Source organism: Lachnoclostridium phocaeense (genome assembly GCF_959599685.1).
GTDB classification, from domain to species: Bacteria; Bacillota; Clostridia; order Lachnospirales; family Lachnospiraceae; genus Claveliimonas; species Claveliimonas monacensis.
Window position 1 is genome coordinate 18,061 of record NZ_CAUGIN010000002.1, and the last position, 25,563, is coordinate 43,623.

Annotated in this window: 18 protein-coding genes; 1 reads left to right on the forward strand and 17 read right to left on the reverse strand. The window is 53.4% G+C overall.

Annotated elements, in window-relative coordinates:
• Nucleotides 1-173: 173 nt before the first annotated feature.
• The 9 genes from Q5911_RS01015 to Q5911_RS01055 form a co-directional block, all read right to left on the reverse strand.
• A complete protein-coding gene (locus tag Q5911_RS01015; protein WP_076777636.1) occupies nucleotides 174-1,337 on the reverse strand; it encodes a phosphoglycerate dehydrogenase in 1,164 nt (387 codons plus the stop codon).
• Between the two features lie 2 nt (nucleotides 1,338-1,339).
• Nucleotides 1,340-2,422 carry a 3-phosphoserine/phosphohydroxythreonine transaminase gene (serC, locus tag Q5911_RS01020; protein WP_303180269.1) on the reverse strand — a complete coding sequence of 361 codons (1,083 nt, stop codon included), beginning with the start codon at nucleotides 2,420-2,422 and terminating at the stop codon, nucleotides 1,340-1,342.
• Between the two features lie 37 nt (nucleotides 2,423-2,459).
• Nucleotides 2,460-4,142, reverse strand: coding sequence for a biosynthetic-type acetolactate synthase large subunit (gene ilvB / locus Q5911_RS01025; RefSeq protein ID WP_303180270.1), 1,683 nt, complete (start codon nucleotides 4,140-4,142; stop codon nucleotides 2,460-2,462).
• A 48-nt stretch (nucleotides 4,143-4,190) separates the two neighbouring features.
• Nucleotides 4,191-5,870, reverse strand: a complete 1,680-nt coding sequence (gene ilvD, locus Q5911_RS01030; protein ID WP_303180271.1) for a dihydroxy-acid dehydratase — start codon at nucleotides 5,868-5,870, stop codon at nucleotides 4,191-4,193.
• A gap of 142 nt (nucleotides 5,871-6,012) precedes the next feature.
• Nucleotides 6,013-7,098 carry a 3-isopropylmalate dehydrogenase gene (gene leuB / locus Q5911_RS01035; protein ID WP_076777640.1) on the reverse strand — a complete coding sequence of 362 codons (1,086 nt, stop codon included), beginning with the start codon at nucleotides 7,096-7,098 and terminating at the stop codon, nucleotides 6,013-6,015.
• 183 nt (nucleotides 7,099-7,281) lie between these two features.
• Nucleotides 7,282-10,353, reverse strand: coding sequence for a glucosaminidase domain-containing protein (locus Q5911_RS01040; protein ID WP_303180274.1), 3,072 nt, complete (start codon nucleotides 10,351-10,353; stop codon nucleotides 7,282-7,284).
• A gap of 171 nt (nucleotides 10,354-10,524) precedes the next feature.
• Complete coding sequence (gene yajC, locus Q5911_RS01045; protein WP_076777642.1) at nucleotides 10,525-10,830, reverse strand: preprotein translocase subunit YajC; 306 nt, start codon at nucleotides 10,828-10,830, stop codon at nucleotides 10,525-10,527.
• Nucleotides 10,831-10,931: 101 nt separating this feature from the next.
• Nucleotides 10,932-12,062, reverse strand: a complete 1,131-nt coding sequence (tgt, locus tag Q5911_RS01050) for a tRNA guanosine(34) transglycosylase Tgt (protein WP_076777643.1) — start codon at nucleotides 12,060-12,062, stop codon at nucleotides 10,932-10,934.
• A gap of 22 nt (nucleotides 12,063-12,084) precedes the next feature.
• Complete coding sequence (locus Q5911_RS01055) at nucleotides 12,085-13,752, reverse strand: L,D-transpeptidase family protein (protein ID WP_303180276.1); 1,668 nt, start codon at nucleotides 13,750-13,752, stop codon at nucleotides 12,085-12,087.
• 175 nt (nucleotides 13,753-13,927) lie between these two features.
• Here Q5911_RS01055 and aroC point away from each other — a divergent pair, with 175 nt between their 5' ends.
• The gene (gene aroC, locus Q5911_RS01060; protein ID WP_303180278.1) at nucleotides 13,928-15,031 is read left to right on the forward strand and encodes a chorismate synthase; all 1,104 of its coding nucleotides are present in this window, start codon (nucleotides 13,928-13,930) and stop codon (nucleotides 15,029-15,031) included.
• On the opposite strand, the gene Q5911_RS01065 is transcribed toward aroC, so the two are convergent.
• The 8 genes from Q5911_RS01065 to Q5911_RS01100 form a co-directional block, all read right to left on the reverse strand.
• The gene (locus tag Q5911_RS01065; protein WP_303180280.1) at nucleotides 15,026-16,696 is read right to left on the reverse strand and encodes a nucleoside kinase; all 1,671 of its coding nucleotides are present in this window, start codon (nucleotides 16,694-16,696) and stop codon (nucleotides 15,026-15,028) included. The genes aroC and Q5911_RS01065 overlap by 6 nt on opposite strands.
• A gap of 41 nt (nucleotides 16,697-16,737) precedes the next feature.
• The gene (locus Q5911_RS01070) at nucleotides 16,738-17,517 is read right to left on the reverse strand and encodes a Nif3-like dinuclear metal center hexameric protein (RefSeq protein WP_303180282.1); all 780 of its coding nucleotides are present in this window, start codon (nucleotides 17,515-17,517) and stop codon (nucleotides 16,738-16,740) included.
• Between the two features lie 23 nt (nucleotides 17,518-17,540).
• A complete protein-coding gene (locus tag Q5911_RS01075) occupies nucleotides 17,541-18,242 on the reverse strand; it encodes a tRNA (adenine(22)-N(1))-methyltransferase (RefSeq protein ID WP_303180284.1) in 702 nt (233 codons plus the stop codon).
• 13 nt (nucleotides 18,243-18,255) lie between these two features.
• Nucleotides 18,256-19,368 carry an RNA polymerase sigma factor RpoD gene (gene rpoD, locus Q5911_RS01080; protein ID WP_076777712.1) on the reverse strand — a complete coding sequence of 371 codons (1,113 nt, stop codon included), beginning with the start codon at nucleotides 19,366-19,368 and terminating at the stop codon, nucleotides 18,256-18,258.
• Between the two features lie 39 nt (nucleotides 19,369-19,407).
• On the reverse strand, nucleotides 19,408-21,183 hold the full coding sequence (gene dnaG, locus Q5911_RS01085) for a DNA primase (protein ID WP_303180287.1): 1,776 nt from the start codon (nucleotides 21,181-21,183) through the stop codon (nucleotides 19,408-19,410).
• An 84-nt stretch (nucleotides 21,184-21,267) separates the two neighbouring features.
• A complete protein-coding gene (locus Q5911_RS01090) occupies nucleotides 21,268-22,275 on the reverse strand; it encodes a deoxyguanosinetriphosphate triphosphohydrolase (protein ID WP_076780896.1) in 1,008 nt (335 codons plus the stop codon).
• Entirely contained in the window at nucleotides 22,275-23,786 is a 1,512-nt protein-coding gene (pap, locus tag Q5911_RS01095; protein WP_303180289.1) for a polyphosphate:AMP phosphotransferase, read from the reverse strand. The genes Q5911_RS01090 and pap overlap by 1 nt, the downstream gene beginning before the upstream one ends.
• Nucleotides 23,787-23,910: 124 nt before the next feature.
• Nucleotides 23,911-25,563, reverse strand: a complete 1,653-nt coding sequence (locus Q5911_RS01100) for an amidohydrolase (RefSeq protein ID WP_303180291.1) — start codon at nucleotides 25,561-25,563, stop codon at nucleotides 23,911-23,913.

The window sequence follows — 25,563 nt, forward strand, 5'->3', positions numbered from 1 at the left end:
TACCCCTTCTGTCCGGCAATCTTTCTCTTTTGTCTCTATTTGCCGAAAAATACAAAGAATTGTTTTATATTGTAGAGAATAACACTATATACAGTATCCTGCAACAAAAGTGACGAAGATGTAATATTTATTATCTTTCATGTAACAGTTTGTTAATAAAAAAGGGTTCTGATCTAATTCAGAACCCTTACTCTTAAAACACCCTTAATATTTCTCAGATCCCGCTCCACGTTTGCAGGGATATCTGAGTCAATGTCGATCATCGTGTAGGCGTAGGCGCCTTTGCTCTTATTGGACAGATCCGCGATATTCATATTGTCGTCCGCCAGGATCTTGGTAAACTGTCCCAGCATGTTAGGCTTGTTGTAATGCAGGAGTACGATACGCTTGTTGTCCCCCGGCATTCCCATATCGCAGTCCGGATAGTTGACAGAGTTTTTGATATTGCCGTATTCCAGGTAATCCATCAGCTCACGCACTGCCATCCTGGCACAATTGTCCTCTGACTCCGCCGTAGAAGCTCCCAGATGGGGGATTACGATGGCCCCCTTCACCCCGGCTATGACAGGGGTTGGAAAGTCGGACACATAATGCTTGACCTGGCCGCTCTCCAGCGCGTCGATCATGTCTTCCTCATTGACCAGGACATCCCTGGCAAAGTTCAGCACAACTACGCCTTTTTTCATAAGCCCCAGGGAATTTTTGTCGATCATCCCCCGGTTGCTCTCCGTAGCCGGCACATGGAGCGTGATGTAGTCGCAGTTCTTGTAGAGCTCATCCACGGTCTTGGCATGATGGATATTGCGGGACAGCCTCCAGGCCGCATCCACGGACACATAGGGATCGTATCCGAAGACTTCCATGCCCAGGTGGATGCCTGCGTTGGCCACCAGGCCGCCTATGGCCCCCAGACCGATCACGCCCAGCTTCTTGCCCTCCAGCTCACAGCCGGCAAAGGCCTTCTTGGCCTTCTCCGTATCCTTGGCAATGTTGCCGTCCTCCTCGTTCTCCTGAACCCAGTTGATACCCCCGATAATATCTCTGGAAGCCAGGAGCATGCCGGCAACCACCAGCTCTTTCACACCGTTGGCGTTGGCCCCCGGCGTGTTGAACACAACAATGCCTTCCTCTGCGCAGCGCTCAAGGGGGATATTGTTGACGCCGGCACCGGCCCGGGCAATGGCTTTCAGCTCCGGTGAAAATTCCATATCGTGCATGCCGGCGCTGCGGACAAGAAGTGCATCTGCCTTCTTAGGATCACTAACAGGTACATAATTTTCAGTCATAGCATCTATTCCCACTTCGGAAATAGGGTTGAGGCAGTAATAGTGATACATGATTATAAGTTCTCCTTTTCAAATTGTGCCATAAAGTCTACCAGTGCCTGCACGCCCTCGTAAGGCATTGCGTTGTAAATGCTGGCTCTCATGCCGCCAACTGTACGGTGTCCTTTCAGGTTTTCAAGTCCCGCTTTCTTCGCTTCCTCCACAAATTTTGCGTCCAGCTTTTCATCTCCTGTCACAAAGGGCACATTCATAAGAGAGCGGTCTTCTTTGCGGACGGTGCCCTTGAACAGGCTGCTCTGGTCCAGGAAATCATAGAGAAGAGCCGCCTTTTTCTCATTTCTCTCCTTCATCGCCTCCAGGCCGCCCTGGACCTTCAGCCATTTGAACACCTTCCCGCAGATGTAGATGCCGTAGGCAGGCGGCGTATTGTAGAGGGATCCTGCATCTGCGTGGGTCTTATACTTCAGCATCGTGGGCGTCCCCGGGAGCACGTCATCTGTGATCAGATCTTCCCGGATGATGGCAATAACGACGCCGGCGGGGCCGATGTTTTTCTGCACGCCTCCATAGATCAGGCCGTATTTTGTCACATCTACCGGCTCAGAGAGGAAGCAGGAGGACACATCTGCCACCAGTGTCTTTCCCTTTGTGTTGGGCAGGGTCTTGAATTTTGTACCGTAGATGGTGTTGTTCTCACATATGTACACATAGTCCGCATCCGGGGATACAGGCAGATCCGAGCAGTCCGGAATATAGGAAAATGTCTTGTCTTCCGATGAGGCGATCTTATTCACTTTCCCGTACTTCTGGGCCTCCTGGTACGCCTTTTTCGCCCACTGTCCGGTGACAATGTAATCCGCCACCCTGTTTTTCATCAAATTCATGGGGATCATGGCAAACTGCTGGGATGCCCCTCCCTGCAGGAAGAGAACCTTGTAATTGTCAGGAATATGCATCAGCTCCCGCAGGTCCGCCTCTGCCTCCTGGATAATCCCGGCAAAAGCCTTTGAGCGGTGACTCATTTCCATCACGGACACCCCCGTTCCCCTGTAATCTAACATCTCGTCTGCTGCTTCTTTGAGGACTTCTTCCGGCAGCACAGCCGGTCCTGCTGAAAAATTGTACACTCTGCTCATTGTTGATCCCTCCGATTTCTTTTTTGTTCTCTTGATTCTAGTCAGCTTTTTTCTTCATGTCAGCCTCGTCAAAGGCGTCCCGAATCGCCGCGCCGGGAGCCACCATGGGCCAGACTTTCTCATCTTTATCGATCTGGCAGTCAATAAGCACGGGCCTGCCAAGAGTGAGGGCTTCGGCGAATGCCTTCTGGAACTCCTCTCTTGTCTGGGCTCTGTATCCTACAGCCCCCATTGCCTCCGCCAGTTTGACAAAGTCCACCGCATCGTTCAGCACAGTCTGGGAATACCTCTGCTGATAGAACAGATCCTGCCACTGGCGCACCATGCCAAGCACATGGTTGTTGATGACCACCTCAATGATCGGTATATTGTTTCTGGCCGCTGTGGCGATCTCGTTCATGTTCATGCGAAGGCAGCCGTCCCCTGCAATATTGACTACTGTCTTATCCGGGCGTCCCATTTTGGCTCCGATGGAGGCTCCCAGGCCATATCCCATGGTTCCCAGTCCTCCGGATGTAAGGAACGTGCGGGGCTCTGTGAACTGATAAAACTGGGCAGCCCACATCTGATGCTGTCCCACCTCAGTCACCACAATGGCGTCTCCTCCTGTCTGGCGGTAGATCTCCTCCACTACCCAGGGTCCCGAAAGTCCTTCTGCCGGATAAACCAGCGGATATTTTTCTTTGTAGCTGTTGATCCTCTCTTTCCACTGCGTGTGATCCTGCTGTTCCAGTCTGCTGTTCAGCTTCTCAAGGATCACTTTCAGATCACCGATCACTCCTTCGGTGATCAGTACATTTTTATTCATTTCCGCCGCATCAATGTCAAACTGCAGGATCTCTGCATTTTTCGCAAATTCATTTACATTGCCGGTGACTCTGTCGCTGAAACGGGCGCCCGCCACGATCAGGAGATCGCACTCATCCACGCCGTAGTCTGACGCCTTGGTTCCGTGCATGCCCACCATGCCCGTGTAGAGTTCATCTGTCTCCGGAAAGGCGCCGTGTCCCATCAGCGTATCTGTCACAGGAGCGTCCACCTTCTTGGCAAATCTGTAAAATTCCTCTGCTGCATCGGACAGGATGGCACCGCCACCCACACAGATAAAAGGCCTTTCGGACCTGCGGATCATGGCAAGAGCCGTCTCCAGATCCCTCTCGTCTATATCGCTGGAGGGCATCACCTGAACAGCGGGCTGAGGCGTATACTCTGTCTTCGCTGCTGTCACATCCTTGGGAATATCGATCAGCACCGGGCCGGGACGTCCTTTCCTGGCAATAATAAAGGACTTGCGGATGGTGTCTGCCAGCTGATTTATATCCTTTACAATATAATTATGCTTTGTGATGGGCATGGTGATGCCCGCTATATCGATTTCCTGGAAACTGTCTTTTCCAAGGAGGGACACACCTACATTGCAGGTGATAGCCACAAGCGGGATGGAGTCCATGTAGGCAGTGGCTATCCCTGTCACCAGGTTAGTCGCACCCGGACCGCTTGTGGCAAAGCAGACGCCCACTTTGCCTGTAGCCCTGGCATATCCGTCCGCCGCATGGGACGCTCCCTGCTCGTGGGAGGTGAGAATATGCCTGATTTCATTACTATGCTTATACAGCTCATCATATACATTAAGGATGGCGCCGCCCGGGTATCCGAACACAGTGTCAACGCCCTGCTCCTTCAAACATTCCACTACAATTTCTGCACCTGTTAACTGCATAAATCTCTCTTCCTCTTTTCTATGATTATTCCATCCTTTTACAGCTCTTTACTGCTGGCTGCTCTTCGGAACCTCCAGGACAGCTCCTCTGTTGCCGGATGTGACCATAGCGGCATATCTTGCGAGATAGCCTGTGGTGATCCTGGGCTTGCGGGGCTGCCAGTTGGCCTTTCTCTTGGCCAGCACTTCGTCCGGAACATCCAGCTCGATCTTCAGTGACGGAATATCGATCTTAATGATATCCCCCTCTTCTACAAGAGCGATGGGGCCGCCCACTGCTGCTTCCGGCGATACGTGTCCAATGGAAGCGCCGCGGGATGCACCGCTGAAGCGCCCGTCTGTGATGAGGGCCACGCTGGTGCCAAGTCCCATGCCCGCAATGGCAGAGGTAGGATTGAGCATCTCCGGCATACCCGGACCGCCTTTGGGTCCCACATAGCGGATGACAACCACATCTCCCTCTTTGATCTGGCCTCCCTTGATGGCTGCAATAGCATCTTCCTCACAGTCAAACACTCTGGCAGGGCCTTCATGCACCAGCATCTCCTCCACCACGGCGGAGCGTTTTACCACGCTTCCGTCCGGTGCAAGGTTGCCTTTCAGAACAGCCAGGCCGCCTGTCTGGCTGTACGGATTGTCAATGGGCCGGATGACTTCGGGGTTTTTGTTGACAACGCCTGCTATATTCTCTCCCACGGTCTTTCCTGTGACGGTCAGACAGTCTGTGTGGAGAAGATCCTTCTTGTTCAGCTCCGCCATGACAGCGTACACACCGCCCGCCTCGTTGAGGTCCTCTATGTAGGTGGGGCCAGCCGGCGCCAGGTGGCACAAGTTCGGTGTACGCTCACTGATGCCGTTTGCGAAATCGATCTCAAAGTCCATGCCGATCTCGTGGGCAATGGCCGGAAGGTGGAGCATGCTGTTTGTGGAGCATCCAAGAGCCATGTCAACTGTCAGGGCGTTTAAGATGGCATCCTTTGTCATGATATCTCTTGGGCGGATATCCTTGCGCACAAGCTCCATAACCTGCATACCGGCATGTTTTGCCAGACGGATGCGTTCAGAGTACACGGCCGGGATGGTGCCATTTCCCCGAAGTCCCATACCCAGCACCTCGGTCAGGCAGTTCATGCTGTTTGCTGTGTACATTCCGGAGCAGGAACCGCAGGTGGGGCAGGTCTTATTTTCATATTCCAGAAGCCCTTCGTCGTCCAGAAGGCCCGCCGCGTTGGCTCCTACAGCCTCAAACATGCTGGAGAGACTGGTCTTCTTTCCCTGTACCCGGCCAGCCATCATGGGGCCGCCGCTGACAAAGATCGTTGGAATGTTGATCCTTGCGGCTGCCATCAGAAGTCCCGGCACGTTCTTGTCACAATTGGGCACCATGACCAGTCCGTCGAACTGGTGGGCCATGGCCATGGCCTCTGTGGAGTCCGCGATCAGGTCTCTTGTCACCAGGGAGTACTTCATGCCGATATGTCCCATGGCAATGCCGTCACAGACTGCGATAGCCGGAAATACGATGGGCGTTCCGCCTGCCATGGCAACTCCCATTTTTACAGCCTCCACGACCTTGTCCAGGTTCATGTGACCCGGCACGATCTCATTGTGGGAGCTGACGATGCCGATCAGCGGTCGGTCCAGCTCCTCCTTCGTAAGTCCTAACGCGTTAAATAAGGAACGGTGGGGCGCCTGCTGGACCCCTTTCTTCACATTGTCACTTCTCATATTGTTCTACCTCCATCTACAATTCACACAATTCCACAGGGATACATGTAAGTGGGGACGTAACCCTCTTTAAAAGTATTACGTCCGGAATAAAAATACTCCTGTCACATTGTGTGTGATCAAACAAACTATTCTGACTACATTACGCAATATGCGCAGCAATCAGGTCTCCCATCTTTTCTGTACCCACCTGGCTCTTGCCGTCGGACATGATATCGATGGTCCTCCATCCTTCTCTCAGGACGTCTGCCACTGCTTTTTCTATGGCATCTGCCTCTGCGTCCAGGTCAAAGCTGAACCGGAGCATCATGGCTGCGGAGAGGATCGTGGCGATGGGATTTGCAATGCCCTTTCCGGCAATGTCCGGCGCTGACCCGCCGCTTGGCTCATACAGTCCAAACTTTGTCTCGTTGAGGCTGGCGCTGGCCAGCATTCCGATAGAACCGGTGACCATGCTCGCCTCGTCGGAGAGGATGTCTCCGAACATGTTCTCTGTCAGGATGACATCAAACTGCTTTGGATCCTTCACAAGCTGCATAGCACAGTTGTCAACCAGCATATGTTCCAAAGTCACTTCCGGATACTCCCCGGCGACCTCCTCTACGACTTTTCTCCACAGTCTGGAAGAGTCCAGTACATTTGCTTTGTCCACACTTGTCACTTTTCTGCGGCGCTTCATAGCTATGTCAAATGCCCGCTTCGCGATCCGCCGGATCTCGTTCTCATTGTACGTGAGAGAATCATAGGCTGTCATCACCCCGTTTTCCTCCACGGTCCTGCGCTCTCCGAAGTAGAGACCTCCTGTCAGCTCACGCATGATCATCATATCAAACCCGCCTTCTGTGATCTCTTCTTTCAGCGGACAGGCGCCTTTCAATTCTTCATAGAGAACAGCGGGCCGCAAATTGGCAAAAAGATTCAGCGCTTTGCGGATCTTCAAAAGTCCTGCCTCTGGCCTCTTGTCCGGCTCCAGCTGATACCAGGGAGAGGTCTTTGCATCTCCTCCTATCGATCCCATAAGCACCGCGTCACACTCCTTTGCTCTGCGAATCGTGTCATCTGTGAGCGGCACGCCGTGCACATCGATGGATGCTCCGCCCATAAGCAGCTGATCGTAATCCAGTGTATGTCCGTATACTTCTCCCACTTTATCTAACACTTTCATGGCCTCTGTGACAATCTCCGGTCCAATGCCATCCCCTTTGATAACTCCGATCTTGAGGTTCATATGCTTCTTCCTTTCTATGTACAACAAATTTAACTATTTCATAATCATATCGCATTTTTATCAGTGTTTCAACCCTTTACTCTGTAAAAGCGCAAAAAAATAGAGCGTCCTCTGTTTTGCACAGGTACAAATGGCAAAAAAGGATACCACCGCCTAAACGGTGATATCCTTTATCCTAAAAATCTATTTTCTGATTTTTTTGATGACAACAGCTGCAATGATCACCGCTGCTGCGGCAATGACAAGCACGATCCAAAGTACCGGAGAAGCTGTATCTCCCGTTCTCGGCGCTGCTGTCACCTGACTGTTGTCTGCGTTCTTTGTATCAGTCTTATTTTGGCCAACCACATTTGTTGAAGCTGCTGCTCCTGTGGTCTTTCCTGATGTGCCGGATGACTGGCCTGTGCCTGTTCCTCCTGACACATCTGCGGGATCCGTTGTTTCAGATCCGCCTGTAGCTGCCGGATCCTGCACAACCGGTTCTTCTGCGGTTCCCGGATCTTCTACAGTTCCCGGATCTTCTGTTGTCCCTGGAGTTTCTGTAGTTCCCGGATCTTCTGTTGTCCCTGGTTCTTCGGATGTTCCCGGATCCTCCGGCACGGCGGGTTCACCTGTATCTCCAGTCTCCCCGTTGTCCGGTGTCTGTCCGTCGCCAGCTTCGTCCCCGGTGCTCTCCTCATTCAGTGCAAGAACAAAAGGTGAGAAGCTGTCCACTTCCACTGTGATACTGCCATCCTGGGCGGTCACCTCATATCTCTCAATGTAAGAGACACCATCCTTTTCAGGGAAATGAAGGATCAGAATACTTTTTCCATTGTACTGCTCATCCAGGCTGAATGTAACCTGTATAGCGCTTCCCTCTTTTGCGGATCCGTTCAAGGACAGGTCAAACACTCCAAGAACAGGCTTTCCGCCCACTTCTTTCACAAGGGTCTGGTACACTTCTGTCTCTTCCCCTACAGGCGTAACTACAAGCTCCGTGCCCGCAGCAAATTCGCCGCTTGCACTGACGCCCTCTGTCTCTGCCTTCAGCTCCATAGACTGGTACGCTTCATCGGAGCCGTCCGGTTCTGTCTGTCCGTCATCCTCTCCCGGCTCCTCTGTATCCGCGTCAGATCCTTCCTGGCCTGTGCCAGGCTCCTCGGCATCAGGCTGTGAAGGCTGCTCTTCGTCCGGTTCCTCACTGGCTTTCTGCAGAACCGTCACCACCGCCTGCGCATACTGGGATGGGTCCACGGCCGACTGGGCTTTTACCGTAAGCTGCTGGGTCGACTCGTCTGCCCCCACAGTCAGTTTTCCATTTCCATCGATCACTGTCTGGCTGCTGAAAGCGCCCTCCACTGACCACGTTACATCCTGAGACGGATCCCCTGTACCCTGAACAGATACGCCAAAGGTCTTTACATCGCCAGGATAAAGATCAATTTCAGAGGGGTTGATCATAACTCCTGTAACGACTGCCTTTGCTTTTACCTGTACAGGCTGGGACGCTGTCTTTGTCACGTCTCCGCTTGTGTAGGAGATCTCCACAGCTGTCACATCTGCTGTGAGCGGATCTGTTGTATAGCTGATTTCTCCAGTCACATCGCTGGCTGAGCCGTCACTCCAGTTTGCCTGCACCGACATACCCGTGGGATCGAAGCTCTCTCCCTCCGTATAAACGGTCTTGGACGGCGCTGCTGCAATGGTTATGGAGTCCAGCGTCACTGGTACCGGCTCTGGCTCCGGTTCTGGCTCCGGCTGCGACACAGTTCCCTGGTTTACGATCTGCACATAGTCCGCCGAAATGTAGGCATACATATTATCATAACTGTAAGCCCCACTGCCCTTGACCATGGAGGTCCTTCCACTGTCCAGCACCGCGTCACTTTGGATTCTGTAAAATCCATTTTCCGAAGTGCTGTTTTTGATCAGGACAGAGTAATTGGATGCCCGCCCTGTAGTGTAGAGCACTGTGGACGATGTGTTGCTTTCATTTCTCACGTTCACGGTCTGATGGCCGGAGGCCAGGGTGTCTTTCACACCGATAGTATACAGACCGTAATCCGCGCCGCCCTGGGCCGCGTCAAGAGTGTAGGCGACATTGGCCGCCTTCTCGCCCCAGTACGGGTCCGAAGCATATTTTACGTTGATACCGCTTGCCTTATTTCCAAGGAATCCGCCGTTATATCTGCTGTCCGCGGGATAGAGATATCCTCTGGACATCCAGCCATTTGCAAAATCATTGATACATGCCTCCACGCTGGCAAACGTGCTGGCACTTGTTCCCGGAGAAGAGTCCACCGCATTCAGCCCGAAAAGATTGTTCTTGCTCCGGGCAATGCTGCTTGTCCCCCAGGCGCTCTCGTTTGCTGCTACACCGGTCATGAGAAGCGCATTGACGCCATATGTATTCTGACTGTCTATAAAAGCGCTTCCTTTGTTCGCCATCAGAGATCCTGCCGACGCTTTGCTGCCGATCATGGCGTTCAGCGCGTCCACACTGTAGGATGTACTGCTCCTGAGCGGAAGATACTGGTAATAGTTATAGTACGGATTGTCCGGATTGACAGAATTTGCACGGGTATTGTTCTGATAGTCAGAGATCATCACCCCGTAATCTGTGTAAAAATAGTGGCCGTCATAGCTGTAGTATTTGACTCCTGCGCTCAGATAAGAGGGCGCCGGGCCGTTATCCAGCCTTGTCCTGTAGCCGGGTGTGGCCATCGTGTACACGATACCGTGGAGAAGTCTCCCATTCTCTACCTCATAACCGCTCACTACAGCGGCCTGCGACAGGTCAATGACCTCCACCTCCGATGCGTTGACCCAGCCGATCACGCCGGACATCATAAATTTTACTTTTCCACCGCTGGTCCCAAGGTAGGCGGCATCAGCGCCGTAGTCACCGTTTGTGTAGCCGGCGACTCCCGTGCCGTCCTCTGTGTACTCTGTGACCGCGTTGTTCTTCGTGTTGAAATTCACCACCTTGACAGATGAAACTGCCGCACGGGATGACCTTGCATATGTAGAAATGCTGCCGGAAGACACCTCGTCTCCGTCTGTCATACTTCCGTCGGAATCACCCACCTCAGTGATATTTCCATTTTCATCCATAGCCGTGACATTCTCTGTCCGGTATGGATTTTCATCCTGCAGTTCCGAATACGCGTCCCCTCCCTGCGCACTCTCTTCTGCTTTGCTTTCCATGGCCGGCAGTCCTGTGAGCACCATGCACATGAAAAGCAGGAGTATCAGCAACTTGCTTTTTCTCATTGGTTTGATTTCCTCCTTCCCCTTATTCAATTATTTATATAAACTGATACAGAATAACCGTAACATACTTTTCCCTTTTCTGCAAGGAATAACCTCTTTTTACTTATTTTGCCAGTTTGAGACAAAAAAAGAACCGGTCGCTGGACCGGCCCTTCTTCAGGTCAATGTCTCTTATTCCGCATCCGCTTTCTCTACCTGTGCGATAGCTGCCTTCTGCATCGGAATACGGCAGTTCTTGTTGCTTCCAAACTCCACGATCACATCGTCGTCTGTGATATCAATGATCACTCCGTAGAAACCGCTTGTTGTGAGAACTGTATCGCCCACTTCCATGTCTGCGATCATGGCTGCAATCCTCTTTTGCTCCTTCTTCTGCGGACGCATCAGAATAAACCAGAAAGCGCCGATGATCACAGCATATAAAAGGATCAGCCCGATGGGACTGTTCAAAAAGCTGCTAGCTGCTAAAGTATACATAAATATTTCCTCCTAAATCACTCACTTTTTGACACTATTGTAATCATACACAATATCCGGGTTTTCATCAAGAGTTTTTTTCGGTATTTGACTTTTTGCAATTATTTTCCGCCCTGCAGGCCCTCTAATGTCTTCTTTTTATACTCTTTATAGTTTCCTTCCTCGATGGCCTGACGGATCTCCTCCATCAGATGGTTGTAGAAATACAGGTTGTGGAGCACACAGAGACGCATCCCCAGCATCTCTTTGGCTTTCAGGAGATGCCGGATGTAGGACCGGGAATACCTGCGGCACGCCGGGCACTGGCACCCCTCCTCGATGGGTCGGTCATCCAGCTCGTATTTTGCGTTGAAAAGATTCCTCTTTCCCTGTTTTGTATACACATGCCCGTGGCGTCCGTTTCTGCTGGGGTACACACAGTCAAAAAAGTCCACGCCCCGATCCACTGCCTCCAGAATATTGGCAGGCGTCCCCACGCCCATCAGATAAATGGGCTTCTCCTGAGGCAGCTGGGGAACTACAGCATCCAGTATGCGGTACATTTCCTCGTGGGACTCTCCCACAGCCAGACCGCCCACAGCATACCCATCCAGATCCATGGAAGCGATCTCTTTTGCGTGGCGGATACGGATATCCTCATAGACACCGCCCTGGTTAATACCAAAAAGCATTTGATGACGGTTGATGGTATCCGGAAGGCTGTTCAGCCTGTCCATCTCTTTTTTACAGCGTTCCAGCCACCTGGTAGTGCGGGCCACAGACCGCTCCATGTACTCTCTGTCCGCCACACTGGAGGGGCACTCATCGAACGCCATGGCAATGGTAGAGGCCAGATTGGACTGAATCTGCATACTCTCCTCAGGCCCCATAAAAATCTTTCTTCCATCTATATGGGAGTTAAAATAGACGCCCTCCTCCTTGATCCTTCGAAGGCCTGCCAGGGAAAACACCTGGAACCCGCCCGAGTCTGTGAGGATAGGCTTCTCCCAGGACATGAACCTGTGGAGACCTCCCATCTTCTTAATGATCTGGTCGCCCGGCCTCACGTGCAGGTGATAGGTGTTGGACAGCTCCACCTGGGTGCCGATCTGCTCCAGATCCTCTGTGGACACAGCCCCCTTGATCGCGGCGACTGTTCCCACATTCATAAATACAGGGGTCTCAATGACCCCATGTACTGTGTGGAGCCGGCCTCTGCGGGCCGCTCCGTCTCTTTTTAAAAGTTCATACATTCTTATAAATTCCTCATCTGTCTTAATAGTGGCATACAACCGGTGTGCCGGCCTGAATATTATTGTATACTGTTCCGGCCACTGACGGGGGAAGGTTTACACAGCCGTGAGATCCCCCGCCCTGGTAGATATTCCCGCCAAAGGCAGAACGCCAGGGGGCATCGTGAAGTCCGATCCCTCCGTTAAAGGGCATCCAGTAGGTAACCGGAGACTCCCACTCATAGGTCCCATCTGGCAGCTTCGGTCCACGGAGGGTTGTGTTCATCTGCTTGTAGGCGATGGAGTAAACGCCCTGGGGCGTGCCGTTGCCCTCCTGGGGATTTCCTGTGACGCAGTCTGTCTCAACGACGCACTGGCCATTTACGTATACCCACACATGCTGGTTCGTCAGATCGATCTCCACATAGCTGCCGCCGTAATCATTGCCCTCGTGGGAAGCGGCGCGCCGCGCATACTGGGGCTCTCTGGTCACTGTCTCCGCATTCTGGATGTTGGCGATAAGGGCATTGTACTCTGCCTCCTGATCGATCTGCCAGCCGTAAGATCCGCCGGAGACCTCCACCGTGTTTCCGCGGCTTGTGACAATGGTCCTGTTCTTTCCGTATGTGTCATATTTATTTGCAAGCTCCTGGATATAAGCCCGCACTGCATCCTGGTTAAAGGTCACATTCATGCTGTCGTCAACCGTCACCCACTGCGAGATGACCGCAGAATCCACCACTTCCGTATAAGGACTGAAGTCGTAGGTAATGCTGGCTCCCAGATAACTGTTCATGGCATCTCTTGCTGCCGCCACTTCCGGCGCATCAGCAGTGAATGCAGGCAGCACATAACATCCTTCCGCCTCCATGTCCAGGGTGGACTGAAATCCGCTGATCGCTTCATTGACGGCTTCCGTGAACTTCTCTGTGTCGATCTGTGAGCCGACCATCTCGTCCTGGATCACAAATTCTGTCTCCTGAAAGACCGGGCGGGCTGACTGGGGCGCCACCTGCTCTTCCGCCTGCATGCATTTCAGCCCTGCGATCACTTCGTTCAGCTTGTCCGCGTCATATTCCACACCCACAGGAGCCTCGATATCCGGGTGATCCCAGAGAGCTGTGATCCACAGAAGTGGGTTCTGATCCTTCAAAAGGTCATCCACTTCCTTCCCGTCCACATAAGTCAGGTCTATGTCGTCACCGACAATGGTCTCCGTACCTCCGTCAATCTCTTCCAGCGTGAGCTCGTACCCCTCCACCTGCTCTTCCATATAACTCTCCACGGCGCTGACAGTCTCAGCAGAAAACTCCGTGCCGTTTATCTTTGTATAGAAAAAGAAATGCTTTGTAAAGAACAAAGCTGTGCCAAGATAGGCCAGTGCAAGAACACCGAGAATGACAAGCAGAACAATCAGCGCTTTCTTCTTCCCACGCTTTTTTCCGCTCTCCTCCTCTTCCTCGTCCAGCTCATCCTCTTCTATCCCATCTTTCTCGGACAAATATGCATCCTCTTCGTCCTCTGCCATGTCATAGAATTCTTCATTGTCGTCGAGCCGGATCACGCCGTCATCTTCCTCTTCTGATGAAGCATTGGAAACATCGTCCTGAGATGAACTCTGCAGGTCATCACGGATCTCCCGCATGGTCTCCTCGAGAATTTCTTCTGAAGAGCGCTCGATATCCTCCCTGCTGTTTTCGCTATTACTCATAAAAATCTGCTCCCTGTTTATATTATATATACTTATAACTACACTTTTCGTAATACGTAGTAATTATAGTGTCCCGGCTTTCTCTTGTCAATAATCCGACTCTTGATTATAATAATTCTTAATATATCTTAACAGGATTTAACACATACTTCACAAAATAAAGGAGCGATACAACATGGCAGGTTCTACATTGGGAACACTTTTTACCGTCACCACCTGGGGTGAGTCACACGGAGCCGCCCTGGGCGCTGTCGTGGACGGATGCCCTGCCGGCCTCTCTCTGCGCGAGGAGGACATACAGAAATATCTGGACCGCAGAAAACCCGGGCAGGGGAAATACACGACAGCCAGGAAGGAGGGAGACCGGGCGCAGATCCTCTCCGGCGTGTTTGAGGGAAAGACAACCGGCACTCCCATTTCCATTATAATAAGAAATGAAGACCAGAGATCCCGGGACTACAGCGCCATCAAAGACTGTTGCCGTCCGGGGCATGCAGATTACACCTTCGACCAAAAATACGGCATCCGGGACTACCGGGGCGGCGGGCGCTCCTCCGGACGGGAGACCGCCGGGCGGGTAGCTGCCGGCGCCGTGGCTGCCAAGATGCTGGCCGAACTTGGCATACACTTTACAACCTACACAAAAGCCATCGGAGATATCTCTATCCCCGATGGCGCATATGATTTCAGCCAGATCACAGAAAATCCTCTCTATATGCCCTCCCGCTCCCACGCTGAGTTGGCGGCCGCTTTTCTGGAAGAGTGCATCCAAAAGCAGGACTCCGCAGGCGGCGTCATCGAGTGCAGGATCGACGGCCTTCCTGCCGGTATCGGCGAACCGGTCTTTGGCAAGCTGGACGCCTCCCTGGCGGGTGCTGTCATGTCCATCGGCGCTGTCAAAGGCGTAGAGATCGGCGACGGCTTTGGGGCAGCCCGGTCTTTTGGCAGCCTGAACAATGATCCGTTCTATGCTGACGGCCCAGCCGTGCGGAAAAAGACCAACCACGCCGGCGGCACACTGGGCGGCATCAGCGACGGCAGCACGGTCATCCTCCGGGCCGCTGTTAAACCTACTCCTTCCATCTCCAGGGAGCAGGAGACCGTGGACAGAAACGGAAACAATGTCCGGATTTTCATCCACGGCCGCCACGATCCTGTCATCGTCCCCAGAGCCGTGGTGGTCGTTGAGGCCATGGCCGCTCTCACTGTGGCAGACCTCCTCATGGTGAACATGAGCTCCAGACTGTCTGGCATCAAAAAATTTTACAGAGATCTATAGTTGAAAGCATCCTCCGCCGATAAATTCCCGCAGCAGGGAATTGGCCGGCACGAGGGTGCTTTCAATTCCCACAAAATAGTCCAGGAATTTCAGCAGCCTCTTCGCCTCCAGATATTCCCGACAGTCTTTTTCTATTCCGAAAAGCAGGGGTTCCACGTACTGCTTCAGCACCGCCAGCTCATAGACCAAAGCCGAATTGAACATGACGTCCGCCTCCTCCTGGTAGGGGAAGATATTCTTCTCCTCCCCCCTTCGCACAGAAGGCCACATGGCTATGGTCCTCCGGGCCGAGGAGCCTCTCGTACGGGCATCCCTGACAAGCCGCCGGATCAGGCGGCCGTCTGTGGTAGGGATCCGGTTGTGCTCATCTATGTTGAGCTGGGTGAGAGCGCTGATGTAGATGCGGAACTTGTTCTCATCCGGCAAAGAGAGGGTCAGCTTCGGATTGAGGCAGTGTATCCCCTCGATCACAAGCACGTCCTCTGGCCCCAGTTTCTTTGGCTTTCCCTCAAACTCTTTGTGCCCTGTCTTAAAGTTAAAGACAGGCAGGACCACTTCCTGGCCCTCCAAAAGCCGGTTCATCTGCTCATTGAAGAGGGCTGTGTCCACCGCCTCAAGGCACTCGAAATCATAGTTGCCGTTTTCGTCCTTGGGATTATCCTCCCTTTCCACAAAATAATTGTCCACAGAAATCGGATGAGGCACCATGCCTGCCGCCCGAAGCTGAATGGACAGCCTGTGGGAGAAGGTGGTCTTCCCGGATGAGGAGGGTCCGGCAATGAGCACAAATTTAGCCTGTTTTCTCCCCGCGATCTCCTCTGCGATCTGGGCGATCTTCTTCTCCTGAAGGGCCTCCTGCACCAGCACCATATCCCGCATATCGCCGCCCTTTGTGATCCGGTCATTGAGTGCGCCCACCGTCTCGATCCCCTGCATGTCTCCCCACTTGGTGGACTCTTTCATAACCTGGAAAAGCTTATTCTTGGGCGCAAAGGCGGACAGACTGCGGGGATTTTTCCTCGAGGGCATCTGGATGACAAAGCCCTCATCATAGAGATACAGGGCAAAATACCGCAGATATCCGGCTGAGGGCACCATGTAGCCATAATAGTAATCTTCAAATTCGTTCATGCTGTAGATATTGACCTTGGAAACCCTGCGGTACGCAAAAAGTCTCTCCTTATCGTACATGCCATGTCTGCGGAACCGATCCACCGCCTCATCTGTGTGTATGGACCTTTTGCGCACCGGCATATCTTCTTCCACCATAACCCGCATCTTCGCCTCCACCCGGGCAAGGAAATCCCGGGTCAACGGAAAATCCGCATCCATGGTGCAGTAATAGCCATCTCCAAGAGAATACTGTATACGCACCTTGCGGATTCCTTCATGGTGGGCGGCATCGTAGATGGCTTTGACCAGCATAAGGCACATGCTCCTTTTGTAGGTCGAATGTCCAATGTCATCTCCCGTCGTCTCAAAGACGAGACGGCAGTCATGGCTCAGTGTCTTGTGGAGCTCCTGCAGCTTGCCGTCCACAAAGACAAGCACAATATCATTTTCATGGTTTTTCTGGAAATCCCCGGCGATCACCCTGTAGGGCGTGCCCTCCGGGTATTCTCTTGTCTCTCCGTCGGCCTCGATCCGGTACATCTTCTGCTCCATGTCTTACCTCCTGTCTGACGTCTCTGCGACATCTCTTGCTGTCACACGATCTGGAAGGGGTGGCGGACCGGCGCAGCCTTCACCTCCACGCCCTCCAGCTTTTCTTTCAGGTACTCTTTGACATCTTCTATAAAAATGTGCTCGATCCCGTAATGTCCGGCGTCAATGACAGCCAGCCCCTGTGCCACGGCGTCGATGCCGGTGTGATGATCGATGTCCCCCGTAATGAGGACATCCGCTTTCTTGTCCAGCGCAGCCTTTATCATGCTCTTGCCGGAGCCCGGTGAGATAGCAATCCTTGAAACAGGCTGATCCATATCCCCAAAGACTTTCACAGCCCCCAGGTGAAAACGGTCCTTCACAGACCAGCAGATTTCCCGAAGGGGCGCCGGGCTGGCCAGATCTGCCACTCTCCCAATGCCCTCCGGCTGTTCGCCGTCTCTTGTCACTTCCAGCACTTCCGGGTCTTCCAGGGACATTTTTCTCCCGGAGAGCTCCGCCATGCCCAGCACATCATAGTTGGTGTGCATGGCATAGCAGGAAATGTCGTTTTGTACCAGCTTCAGGATACGCGCTCCAATAAAGTCCAGATTGTTGATCCTCTTCAGCCCGGAGAAGATCATGGGATGGTGGGTCACCAGCATATCTGCCTTCCACCGGACTGCAGCCTCGATGGTCTCATCGTCCGCGTCCAGCGCCACATAGATCCGCCTCACTTCCTTGTCATCTCTCCCTACAAGAAGCCCTACATTGTCCCAGTCCAGCGCATAGTCTGCCGGGTAGTTCTCCTCCAGTATATCCATTACCTCTTTGCAAAGCATTGTCTGATCCTCCTTTCCCTGCCTTACTGGCAGGCGTATCTGCCCAGAGCCTCCCGAATCCTGGCCAGCTCTCTTTCCACATCTTCCTGCCTCTGGACAGCCCCCGGCGTTCCCGCCCGGCGCAGCCTCTCCAGGATGTCCTCCCGGATACGCTCCTCCCGCAGGAGAAAATCTCGCAGCACCGGATGCCGGCGGCGCAGAAGATCCCTCCCGTACAAAAGCTCCACTTCGGAGTAGGGGATGATCTCCCTCCTGTACACTGCCTTCATCATGGGGTAGTACTTTCCATCCTCTTCCACCATCTCTTCCCGCACAATGGTGTAGCCTTCTCTCTCCAGATAAGCCCGAACCCTCTCGATCTCAGACTGGGGCTGGAGGATGAATTCCTGCACCGAGTCCGTGACTGCAGGATTCGCCTCCAGGATATGTATCACCAGTCCGCCTCCCATGCCCGCTGCAATAATCGTATGCACTTCCCCGGGATCTAATGCAGAAAATCCGTCTGACAGCCGCAGATCGATTCTGTCCGACAGCCCCTCCGCCAGGATGTGCTCCCTGGCCCTCTCAAGGGGACCTTCATTGACATCCATGGCGATCAGCTTTACAGCCGGATCCCTTTTGGCCAGCCAGATGGGTATGTATCCATGATCCGTGCCTATATCCGCGACAGAGGCGCCCTCTGTCACAAGACCTGCCACGGCAGATAGTCTTTTTGATAGTTCCATAGGCGCCTCTTTCTTAATCCAGATAATCTCTCAGTTTTCTGCTGCGGCTTGGATGCCGGAGCTTGCGGAGCGCTTTCGCCTCGATCTGACGGATACGCTCTCTTGTGACGTCGAACTCTTTTCCCACTTCCTCCAGGGTGCGGGCCCGTCCGTCGTTCATGCCAAAACGAAGCCGGAGCACTTTCTGCTCTCTGTCTGTCAGTGTGTCCAGCACCTCATCCAGCTGCTCTTTGAGAAGGGTGGCAGCTGCTGCCTCAGCCGGAACCGGCACATTGTCGTCCTGAATGAAATCTCCCAGATGGCTGTCCTCCTCCTCGCCAATGGGCGTCTCCAGGGACACCGGCTCCTGAGAGATCTTCAGGATCTCACGCACTCTGTCCACAGGCATGTCCAGCTCCTCCGCGATCTCCTCCGGGGTGGGTTCGCGCCCCAGCTCCTGGAGCAGCTGTCTGGAGACACGGATCAGCTTGTTGATGGTCTCCACCATATGGACAGGAATACGGATGGTCCTTGCCTGGTCTGCAATGGCGCGGGTGATAGCCTGACGGATCCACCATGTGGCGTAGGTACTGAACTTAAATCCCTTTTCATAGTCAAATTTTTCCACTGCCTTGATAAGGCCTAAGTTTCCTTCCTGGATCAGGTCAAGGAAGAGCATACCTCTTCCCACGTAGCGCTTGGCAATGCTCACAACCAGACGAAGGTTTGCCTCCGCCAGACGCTTCTTGGCATCCTCATCTCCATCTGCCATCCTCTTGGCCAGCTCCACTTCCTCCTCGGCAGACAGAAGGGGCACCTTGCCGATCTCTTTTAAATACATGCGCACCGGGTCCTCAATGCTGATACCGTCGGGGACGGACAGGTCGATCTTCTCCATATCCACCTCATCTTCGTCTGTCAGCATGAGATCCGCATCGTCCGGTCCCTCATCGTCATCTCCTATCCGGAGCACATCGATATTGTTCGCCTCCAGATACTCGAAGACTTTGTCCATCTGATCGGAATTCAGATCCATGTCAGCAAAAAAATCATTGATCTCTGTGATCTCAAGCACATTTTTTTTCTTTCTGGCAAGAGCCTTCAGTTCATTCAGCTTCTCCGTAAATTTTATCATGTTCTCGTCCATGCAGTGTCCATCCTCTCATTGCTTGTTTATATTTTATCCTTAATTAATAGAAATATGCAGTTTGTCCGGGGCCTGCAGCGCCCGCTTCTCCTCCATCAGTCTCTGGAGTCCGGCAATATCTGTGGGTGCCAGCTTCCTGGCTGCCTCCTCTATACTGTTCTCTTTCACCCGGAGGATCGTCTCCCTCAGAGCCTTCTCCTGCTCCTTCACAGTGGGTAGCTCACGGATCTTTGTGTTGAAAAGTTCCGCCACCCGGCGATGTTCCTCCTCGTCTGTAAAGAAGTTGATGATCCGGGCCGGATTCACATCTCCCTCTTCATACTGCTGGTACAGCTTTTCCGCCACTGTGCGCAGCAGATCCTCCGTAAAGTCCGAAGGAGAGATGTACTTTTTGATCTGCCGGAAGATGTCCTCCCCCTCCAGCATCCAGGTGAGCAGGATCTTCTGTGATTTCAGGTGCCTGTCCTCCTTCTCTTTCTCCCGGTCACCGCTTGTCCTCGGGCGGGAGGCCGGTTTTGCCAGTCCTCCCTCCACAGCCATGCGGGTCACCAGTTTCCGCAGATCCTGGCTGCTGACTGCGTAGGCCTTTGCCACAGCGTCTATGTAATTGCCTCTCTCGATCTCCTCGTCAAAGGTGGTCAGACGCCGGGCCGCCTCCTTCAGAAATCCTGTCTTTCCCTCCGGGCTGGTCATATCGTAGTCCTTCTCCAGCACCTCCAGGTCAAACATGAAGCTGTTCCTGGCGCTGCGGATCCTCTCCTCGAATGCCTCCGCCCCCAGATTCTTGATGAATTCATCCGGGTCCTTGTAGGGATCCATCCGGATCACCCTGGCTGTGATGCCGGCTGCCCGCAGGATCGGCGCAGCCCGCAGGGCCGCCTTTGTCCCCGCCTCGTCGCTGTCATATGTGAGATAGACTTCTTTCACATACCGCTTGATCAGGGAGGCATGTCCCGCTGTCAGAGCAGTCCCCAGGGAGGCTACCGCGTTGGTAAATCCGGCCTGGTGCAGGGAGATCACATCCATATACCCCTCGCAGAGGAGAAAATAGGGCTTTCTCGATGTCCGGGCCCTGTGCAGTCCGTACAGGTTGCGGCTCTTGTCAAAGACAACTGTCTCCGGAGAATTCAGATACTTGGGCTTGGCATCTCCCATCACCCGTCCGCCAAAACCGATGACACGGCTGTTGGCGTCCATAATGGGGAACATGACCCTGTTCCAGAATTTGTCGTAGGGGCCATGCTTCTCATCTATGGAGATAAGCCCCGCCTGGGACAGGAGCTGGTCCGTGTACCCCTTTGTCTTCAGATACCGGTACAGGTCGTCGCTGTATTTGTTGGCATAGCCAAGGCCAAAGGCCACGATCGTCTCGTCTCCCAACTCTCTCTTTTTCAGATAGTCATATGCCGTCTTCCCCTGGGGCGACCTGAGCTGGGCGTAAAAATACTTGGCCGCCAGCTTGTTGACCTCCAGGATCCTGGACCGCAGGTCCGCCTTCTGTTTTGCCTCCCTGGAATACTCTTCCTCGGGGAGCTGGACCCCTGCCCTCTCCGCGAGAAACTTCAGAGCTTCCACAAAAGAGAAGTTCTCGTACTCCATCAGAAAGGTAAACACGTTGCCTCCGGCTCCGCAGCCAAAGCAGTAGTACATCTGCTTGTCCCGGCTCACTGAAAAAGAGGGGGATTTTTCGTTATGGAAAGGGCAGAGACCAAAGTAGGAACTGCCCTTTTTCTGTAATTTTATGTAGCTTGATATCACATCCACAATGTCATTTCTTGATCTGACTTCCTCAACCACTTCATCCGGATAATACATCAGCTGTCGTCATCCTCTTCTCATTTTTTTGCGGCTTTCCAATTGCCTACATTTATAATATTCGACAAAACTTCTTGATTTCCTTTAATTTTTCCATGATTCCGGGATAAAATATTCCTGAAATTTTTTTACGGCGTAAGAGTCTGTCATCCCTGCTATATAATCGCAGACCACTCTCTCTTTTGCAGCTATGCCCCTGTCCACCATGTCCAGATACTGCTGGGGGATCAGTTCCATATGGTCCAGATACCAGCCATACAGGTTCTGGATCATGCCGATTGCCTTCGTCTCCTCCCCCTTTGCCACCGGGTTCTGATACACGTTCTCAAAGAGAAATCTGCGCAGTCCCATGGTCGCTGTCCGGATGCGCTCGGACATGATGATCTCCGGCCTGTCCATGCTGTGGGTCACCACGTCGTGGATCATCGTATTCAATCGCATCCTGGTGCTGTGTCCCAGCACGTCTGTATACTCCGCCGGAAGGTCCTGCTCGGTCAGCAGGCCTCCCCGGATCGCGTCGTCTATATCGTGGTTGATGTAGGCGATCTTGTCTGAGAGGCGGACGATCTGGCCCTCCAGTGTGTGGGGTGTACCGCTGGACTTATGGTTCCGGATACCGTCCACCACCTCCCAGGTCAGGTTGAGCCCTCTCCCCTGCTTCTCCAGCAGCTCCACCACCCGGACGCTCTGCTCATTGTGGCGGAATCCTTCCGGGCACACCTGATTCAGAGCCCGCTCTCCGGCGTGCCCGAAGGGGGTATGGCCCAGATCGTGGCCCAGGGCTATGGCCTCCACCAGATCTTCGTTGAGCCGCAGCGCCTTGGCGATGGTCCTGGCGTTCTGCGACACCTCCAGTGTGTGGGTCAGCCTGGTACGGTAGTGATCTCCTTTTGGCAGAAGAAATACCTGCGTCTTCTGCTTCAGCCTGCGAAAAGACTTACAGTGAAGGATGCGGTCCCTGTCTCTTTGGAATACCGGTCGGATGTCACACTGGGGTTCCGGCCGGTTTCTCCCTTTGGATCTGCTGCTGAGAGTGGCGTAGGGGCTTAAATTGGCTTCCTCCCTGGCCTCCATCTCCTCCCGAATGTTCATCATGCTCTCTTCCCTCCACTTTTGATCCTCTCCTCAATGGCCGCAACCACTGTCCGCAGGACTTTCAGTCTCGCATAGTATTTGTCGTTACCTTCCACCACGATCCAGGGGGCATTGACTGTGGAGGTGCGGATCAGCATCTCATTGACAGCCGCCTCGTACTGATCCCACTTCTCCCGGTTCCGCCAGTCCTCCTCCGTGATCTTCCACTGCTTTTCCGGATTTTCCTGTCTCTCCCTGAATCGCCGCTCCTGTTCGTCCTTATCAATCTGCATCCAGAATTTCAGCACCAGCACACCCTCCCTTGTCAGGGTCCGCTCCATGTCATTGATCTCCCGATAGGCTCTGCGCCACTCGTTCTTCGTGCAGAAGCCCTCGATCCGCTCCACCATAACCCGCCCGTACCAGGTCCGGTCAAAGATAGTGATATGGCCTGCCTTGGGCATGTCCTTCCAGAACCGCCAGAGATAGTGATACTGCCGCTCCACCGCATTGGGGGAGGCTGTGGGGTGGACCACATACCCTCTGGGATCCATCTTGGCGGTGAGCCGCTTGATGGCTCCCCCTTTTCCTCCGGCATCCCATCCCTCAAATCCCAGCACAACAGGGATCCTGCGCCTGTACAGTTCTCCGTGGAGCTCCTGGATGCGGCTCTGCAGCTCTTTTAATTCTTTTTCATACTCCTTCCGGCTGCAGGACAGGCTCAGATCCGCCTTGCCAAGGATGGACTCCATCAGCTCTTTCGTCTCCGCCGCATCTGCCTCCGGTGCGTCCGCTCCTTCCTCTGCCAGGGAAAGTTCCGCTTCCTCGATCTGCCTTGTCAGCATCTCCTCCACGATCGAGTAGATCTTCACGGTGGCAAAGCGCCGGTCCACCGCCTCCACAATGTGCCAGGGGGCTTTCTCTGTGTCTGTGCGCGCAAGCATCTCCTCGTTCATTTCCAGGTACTTGTCAAATTTCTCATTCCGCTTCAGGTCGTCCTCTGTCACCCGCCAGGCCGTATCCTTAGAGGAGAGCAGCCTGTCAAATCTCTTCTTCTGCTCCTTCCTGTCAATGGCAAGGAAGAGTTTAATGATCACCATCCCATCCTCTGTGAGCTGGTCTTCAAAAGAGAGGATGGACTCATAAGCGTCCGCAAGCTCGGACTTCTTTATCTTTTTGTCAAAACGGTCTGTGAGGACCCGCCTGTACCAGCTTGTGTCGTAGATGGCAATGCGCCCTTTCTCCGGGAGTTTGGTCCAGAACCGCCACAGGAAGGGATGCATCTTCTCCTCCTCCGTCTCACTCTTCACCGCATACACCCGGAATCCTCTCGGATCCAGAGACTGGATCAGCTTGCCGATCTGCAGTCCTTTCCCTGCAGCCCCAAAGCCTTCAAAGGCAATCATAACCGGAATGTTCAACTCCTTGCATCTTCTCTGCAGCTTTCCCAGATTTTTCTCCAGATGCTCCATTTTCTCCTTATACTCTTCTTTTTCCATCTTTTTCGTGAGATCCAGTTTTTCCAGCATGATTTTCCTCCCTTCTGCTTTTTCAGAATATTTTTCTCTTATTATACATCATTTTCTATAATTTAACATACAAAAAACGCCGATATCACACAATTTTGCGTGTATCGACGTTTTTGTTTTCCTGTCAGGCCCGCTGATATACTTTTTCTCCGTCTATATAGGTGGCAAGGATTTTAGCTTCTTTCAGCTCCTCCTCATCTGCCAGGGCAAAAAGATCCCGGTCCGGAATGATAAAATCCGCCAGCATCCCTTCCCGGATCCTGCCCTTCACATCCTCCTCGCCGGAGGCGTAGGCGCCCTCAACCGTGTAAGCCCTTACTGCCTCGTAGACAGACATTCGCTCCTCCGGCCTGTAAGTCTGCTGCTCCTCCCCCGTCAGATTGCGGCGAGTCACAGCTGTATATATGTTGGGGAGCGGCTCGCAGGACTCCACCGGACAGTCTGTGCCAAAAGAGACGCGCACGCCCTTGTCCACCAGAGTCTTCCAGGCATAGGATGTATCCGCCGCCTCTCCTACCCGACCCCTCACAATGTGCATATCATAGTCAATGAAGATCGGCTGCACGAGCGCCATGACCTGCTGTCTTTTGAAACGCTCCAGGAGCTCCCCGTCTGTGATCTGCACATGGACGATCCCGTCCCGGTAAGTCTCTCCCGCCTTTCTGTTCTTTTTGTCCCTCTCCAGCGCGTCCAGCACCATCTCAATGGCGCGGTCCCCGATAGCGTGGACCAGAACCGGATACCCCAGATCATGGGCCGTCTTCACCAGCTCATCCTGCTGTTCTTCCGTGAAGATGGTAAGGCCGCAGGTGGAAGGATCATCCGCGTATGGCTCTCTGAGGCCGGCGGTCCTGGCTCCCAGAGAGCCGTCCTGCAAAAGCTTGATCCCGGTGATGCGCAGGTGATGGTCCTCCCCGCCGTACCGGAAACCATCCTCGTAGTACTTTCTGATCCGCTCCGGCGTCTGCCTGAGGCTCTGCTGGCAGATGCGGATCTTCAGCTTGCCGCTCTCCAGAAGATCCCGGTAAACGGAAAAGAGCAGCTTGTAATCCTCGTCCGGCATAAAGCCGATGTCGTCTGTCTGGATCGTGGCAAGACCGTAGGAGAAAGCCTCCTCCTGTGCTTTCAGGAGGATGTCCTCCAGGATCTCCCGGTTCAGCGTGTGCACCTGGCTTCGGATCCGGTCCAGCACTCGCTCCTTGAAAATGCCCAGAGGCTCTCCCGCCTCATCTGTGAGGGCAAAGTCTCCCAGCCCCCGGACAGACTCCCTGGTCAAACCGAGAAGACGCATGCCCGCGGAATTAACAACACCTACATGTTCACACACACGCAGGGCGATGACAGGCCGATCCCCCGTCACTTTATCCAGATCCTTTGCTGTGGGAAATCTTTTCTCTCCCTCTGTAAAATAGTCCTGGTTCCACCCCGTAGCTTCCAGCCAGGAGCGGCCATCCGGGCCGCACTGGCTGAGCCTGTCCCGGAAGCGCTGCTGCATCATCTGTATGCTGGTGCAGCCGTTCAGATCCACATTGATAAAATGTTTGGCAAAGCCGACAAAGTGCATGTGGGAATCCTGAAAGGCCGGGAGCACGCTCTTTCCCTTAAGATCGGTAAAAATCACGCTCTCCTGTGCTGCCTTAAGTTCGCCGGCCAGCTTCCGGGCTTCCTCCTTCGTTCCCACAAAAGTGAACACGCCGTCCCTGACGGCAAAAGCCTCCGCTTGCGGCCGCTCCTCGTCCATGGTTGTCACATCTCCGTTTATAAATATCTCTGTCAT